General features: G+C 64.2%; 5 protein-coding genes. All 5 read left to right on the top strand.

Annotation, left to right across the window (positions count from 1 at the left end):
- Positions 1 to 65: 65 nt before the first annotated feature.
- Entirely contained in the window at positions 66 to 1,325 is a 1,260-nt protein-coding gene (locus QZ522_RS17495; RefSeq protein ID WP_294614641.1) for a VWA domain-containing protein, read from the top strand.
- 79 nt (positions 1,326 to 1,404) lie between these two features.
- Positions 1,405 to 2,370 (top strand): XdhC family protein, encoded by a 966-nt coding sequence (locus QZ522_RS17500; protein WP_294614629.1) that lies wholly within the window; start codon positions 1,405 to 1,407, stop codon positions 2,368 to 2,370.
- Complete coding sequence (locus tag QZ522_RS17505; protein ID WP_294614633.1) at positions 2,367 to 3,359, top strand: molybdopterin-binding protein; 993 nt, start codon at positions 2,367 to 2,369, stop codon at positions 3,357 to 3,359. Before QZ522_RS17500 ends, QZ522_RS17505 begins: the two co-directional genes overlap by 4 nt.
- Before the next feature lie 117 nt (positions 3,360 to 3,476).
- Entirely contained in the window at positions 3,477 to 3,962 is a 486-nt protein-coding gene (locus tag QZ522_RS17510) for a (2Fe-2S)-binding protein (protein ID WP_294614636.1), read from the top strand.
- Positions 3,963 to 4,024: 62 nt separating this feature from the next.
- A partial coding sequence (locus tag QZ522_RS17515) for a xanthine dehydrogenase family protein molybdopterin-binding subunit (protein ID WP_294614639.1) occupies positions 4,025 to 5,313 on the top strand: 1,289 nt, incomplete at its 3' end.

Genomic DNA, 5,313 nt, shown 5'->3' on the forward strand with positions numbered 1-5,313 from the left:
ACGCTTCTTCTTGGGCCAAATACTCTCGGGGGGTGTGGGGGGCCGACAGCCCCCCACCTTGTGCCATGAGCGAATACAAGCCGCTCGATCTGCCGGACGATCCAAAACTCACCCATAATATCACCCATTTCGCACGCGCGCTGCGCGCGGCGGGCCTGCCGATCGGGACAGGGCGGGTGATAGATGCGGTGCGCGCGGTTGCGGTCGCTGGCTTCACAAGCCGGACCGATTATTTCTACACCCTGCGCGCCTGTCTGGTGACGCGGCCGGAACATCTGGAGGTCTTTGCCCAGGTATTCCGCCTTTACTGGCGCGATCCGCGCTATGTCGAACACATGATGGCGATGATGCTGCCCGCCATCCGCGGCGTGCAGGAAGACCGAAGCGCGCAGGCTGCCGAAAAGCGCGCGGCCGAGGCTCTGCTTGACGGGATAAGCCGGGAGGCCCCCGAGATCGAAGAGCACGAGAGCGACGAGGTGCAGATCGAGATCGACGCCAGCGCCACCATGTCCGGCGAAGAGCGCCTGCGACAGCTTGATTTTGAACAGATGAGCACCGCGGAGATGGCCGCCGCCAAGCGTATGCTGGCGCGCCTGACCCTTCCGGTGGCGCCCTTTGCGTCGCGTCGCGGCGAGGCAAGCCCGCGAGGGCGCGTACTCGACGCCCGCCGCAGCCTGCGCGCCGCCCTGCGACATGGCGGCGAAATGCGCCGCATTCATCGCAAGAAACCGCGCGAACGCTGGCCCAATCTGGTGGTAATCTGCGATATCTCCGGCTCGATGAGCCAATACAGCCGGATGGTTCTGCATTTCCTGCATGCGGTGGCCAATCAAAAGGGGGCGGGCTGGGCCAGGGTGCATGCCTTTACCTTTGGCACGCAGCTCACGAATATCACCCGGCAATTGGCCACGCGCGACGTGGATGCGGCTCTTGCCGCCGCCGGGCGCCAGGCGCAGGACTGGGAGGGTGGCACCAAGATCGGCGCCTGCCTGCACGAATTCAACCGCGACTGGTCGCGCCGGGTGATGGGGCAGGGCGCGGTCGTGCTGTTGATCACCGACGGGCTGGACCGTGATGCGCCCGAGGCGCTGGGCCACGAGATGGAGCGCCTGCATCTTTCCTCGCGACGGCTGATCTGGCTCAATCCGCTCTTGCGCTGGGAAGGCTTTGCCCCCAAGGCTCAGGGCATCCGTGCGATGCTGCCGCATGTGGATGCGTTTCGTGCGGGTCATTCCATCGCCACGCTCGAGGATCTGGCGCTGGCAATTTCGCGGCGCGATGATACCGGCGAAAAGGCGCGTCTGATGGCTGCGCTCTCGGAATAGATGCAAAGATGTTTTGCCGAAAAGCCTTGGCGAATGACGCGGCGGCCGTGCTAAAATCCGCCACCTGAGGGAGAAGACGATGAACCGATTTGACGACATCCCCGAGACCGCGCTCGCCTGGTACCGTGCCGGTAAGCGCGCCGCTTTGGCAACGGTGGTCGAAACATGGGGCAGCGCCCCGCGCCGGGTCGGCAGCCAGCTGGCGATTTCCGGCAGGGGCGAGATCGCCGGGTCGGTATCGGGCGGTTGTGTCGAGGGCGCGGTGGTGGCCGAAGCGCTTGATGCGATCGAGGAGGGCAAGCCGGTGCTGCTTGAATATGGCGTCTCGGACGGTGATGCCTTTGCCGTCGGCCTTGCCTGTGGCGGCACCATCCGGGTTCTGGTCGAGCCGATTGGCAGCGTCCTGCCCGAACCGCTTTTGGCCGATCTGGTTCTGGCCCGCGAGGCGCGCGTGCCGGTGGCCTATGTCACGGGGATGGCGGCCACCCGGCGGCTTGTGCGCGAGGGCTACGCCGAACGCTTCCGCATGGATCGCTCCGGCTTTGACGAGGATGGCGAGACCTTCGTGGCCATTCACAACCCGCCGCTGCGCCTGATCATCGTCGGCGCGGTACATATCGCCCAGGCCCTTGTGCCGATGGCGCGGATTGCGGGCTATGACCCGCTGTTGATCGACCCGCGCGAAAGCTTTGCGTCAGACGCGCGGTTTCCCGGTGAAACCATCCTGCACGACTGGCCGGACGAGGCGGTGCAGGCCTATGGTCTTGATGGCCGCACGGCGCTCGTCCTGCTGACCCATGACCCCAAGCTTGACGATCCGGCCCTTGCCGAGGCACTGCGGTCGGATGTGTTCTATATCGGCGCGCTTGGCTCGGCCCGCACCCATGCCAAACGGGTTGAACGGCTTGAAAGTGCCGGGTTTTCCCCGGATGAGATCGCGCGCATTCACGGCCCCATCGGCCTTGATATAGGCGCGGCAGGGCCTGCGGAAATTGCCCTGGCGGTGCTGGCGGAAATCACCCGTGTTCTAAGGCTGGGTGCATGAAATTCGGCCCGGTCCCGGTCGATCAGGCGATGGGCGCGATCCTCGCCCATTCCGAACACTTGCCTGATGGGCGGTTGCGCAAGGGGGTGGTGCTTGATGGCGATCACGTGGCTGCCCTGCGCGCGGCGGGGTTCCGCGAGGTGACCGTGGCGCGCCTTGAACCGGGTGACCTGCACGAAGACGCCGCCGCCGCCGAACTGGCCCGCGCGCTGTTGAGCGAGGGCAGCGATATTCACCTCAGCGCGCCCTTTACCGGCCGCGTCAACCTGAGCGCCGATTACCCCGGCGTGGTGCGTCTGGACGCGGACAGGATCAATGCAGCCAATGCGGTGGACCCGATGATCACCGTCGCCACTGTGCCCGATTTTCACCAGATACGCAGCGGCGGGATGATCGCCACGGTCAAGATCATCGCCTATGGTGTGCCCGGCACGGCGCTGAGCCGTGCCGCCGGGTTTGCGCGCGGCGCGGTGCGCCTGGTGCGCGCCAAACACCAGAGCGCCAGCCTGATCATCACCGATACGCCCGGCGGTCCCGGCTCCAAGGGCGCCGAGGCGATTGCCGCGCGCGTGACCGGTCTTGGCATGGAACTGGTCGAGACCCGGACCTGCGCCCATGACGCCGCCACCCTGGCACGGCAGATCAGCGCCGCCAGCGGCGATATCGTGCTTATCCTCACCGCTTCGGCCACCTCTGATCCGTTTGACACGGCGCCTCAGGCGCTGCGGCTTGCGGGCGGGACGCTGACGCGCTTTGGCATGCCGGTCGATCCCGGAAACCTCCTTTTTCTGGGGGAATTGCATGGCACGCCGGTGATCGGCCTGCCCGGAAGCGCGCGCAGTCCGGTCTTGCATGGTGCGGATTGGGTGCTGTCGCGGATCGCCTGCGGGCTTCCGGTCGGGTCGGCGGAAATGGCGGCAATGGGGGTTGGCGGGCTTCTCAAGGAAATTCCGACCCGGCCCCAGCCGCGCCGCGCCGGGCGCGAGTGAATTTCCAGAATCCGGGTTCTCAAGTCGCCGGGGGCATGCTTAAGTTGGACTAGACAGACGGGCCGATCCTACTAAGGTCTGATCTGGACCAAAGATAATTGTCAACGGGAGGTGCCAATGCCACAGGTCAAGATGACCGTGAATGGCAAGTCCGCATCGGGCCAGATTGAAGGCCGGACGCTGCTTGTCGAATTTCTGCGAGAAACCCTTGGACTGACGGGAACGCATGTCGGCTGTGACACAAGCCAATGCGGCGCCTGCGTGGTGCATGTGGACGGGCGGGCGGTCAAGGCCTGTACCATGTTCGCCGCCGAGGCCGAGGGCGCCGAAGTTCTCACCATTGAAAGCATGGCGGCGCCGGATGGCACGCTCAACACCATTCAACAGGCGTTTCAGGATCATCACGGGTTGCAATGCGGGTTCTGTACGCCGGGCATGGTGATGTCGGCCGCGGCCCTGCTCAAGGACAACCCCAAGCCGACCGAGGCCGAGGTGCGTGATTACCTTGAGGGTAATATCTGCCGCTGCACCGGTTATCACAACATCGTGAAGGCGATCCTGGCCGCATCCGGACAGGACGTCAGCGCAATTGCCGCCGAATGAGGCGTAGGGTGGGTGAGCCCCACGCCACCTTCATGCGACGAACCCCAAGGGAGGAATAAGATATGCCCAAAGACGGAGGCATTGGCGCCAGCACGAAGCGCCGCGAGGACGTCCGGTTTCTGACCGGAAACGGCAATTACACCGATGACATCAACCTGCACGGTCAGGCCTATGTGCATTTCCTGCGCTCGGATGTGGCGCACGGGCGGATCAACAAGGTCGACACCGAGGCGGCCTCGGGCATGCCCGGCGTGTTGCGGATCTTTACCGGCGCGGATTTCGAGGGGGTCGGTGGCCTTCCCTGCGGCTGGCAGGTCACCGACCGCTTTGGCGAGGTGATGCAGGAACCGGCCCATCCGGTGCTTGCTCAGGGCAAGGTGCGCCATGTCGGTGATCCGATTGCCGCCATCGTCGCCGAAACCTACGCCCAGGCCCGCGATGCGGCCGAAGCGATCGAATACGACATCGACGAATTGCCCGCCGTTGTGAACATGAAGGATGCCCTGAAAGAGGGCGCGCCAAAGGTGCATGACGATCTTACAAGCAATCTTTGCTACGACTGGGGCTTTGTCGAAGAGAACAAGGCGGCGGTGAACGAGGCCTTCGAGAAGGCCGCGCATGTCACCTCGCTTGAACTGGTCAACAACCGGCTGATCGCCAACCCGATGGAGCCGCGCGTGGCGGTGGGTGATTTCAATCGCTCGACCGGCGATCATACGCTTTATACCACAAGCCAGAACCCGCATGTGATCCGCCTGCTGATGGGCGCCTTCGTGCTTGGTATCCCCGAGCATAAACTGCGCGTGGTCTCGCCCGATGTGGGGGGCGGCTTTGGCACCAAGATCTTTCACTATGCCGAAGAGGCGTTCTGTACCTTTGCCGCCAAGGCGCTCAACCGCCCGGTGAAATGGACAAGCAGCCGCTCCGAGGCGTTCATGTCCGATGCCCATGGCCGCGATCACGTCACCAGGATCGAACTGGCGCTGGACAAGGACAACAACTTTACCGCGCTGCGCACCGACACCCATGCCAATATGGGGGCCTATCTGAGTACCTTTGCGCCCTCGGTGCCGACCTGGCTGCATGGCACACTGATGGCGGGCAATTACAAGACGCCGCTGATCTATGTGAACGTCAAGGCGGTCTTTACCAATACCGTGCCGGTCGATGCCTATCGCGGCGCCGGGCGCCCCGAGGCAACGTTCCAGCTTGAGCGCGTGATCGACAAGGCCGCGCGCGAGTTGGGGGTCGATCCCATCGCCCTGCGCCGGCAGAACTTTATCACCGAATTCCCCTATGCCACGCCCGTGGCGGTGGAATATGACACCGGCGATTACCATGCCACCATGGA

The organism is uncultured Roseovarius sp. (assembly GCF_913054395.1).
Taxonomy (GTDB): domain Bacteria; phylum Pseudomonadota; class Alphaproteobacteria; order Rhodobacterales; family Rhodobacteraceae; genus Roseovarius.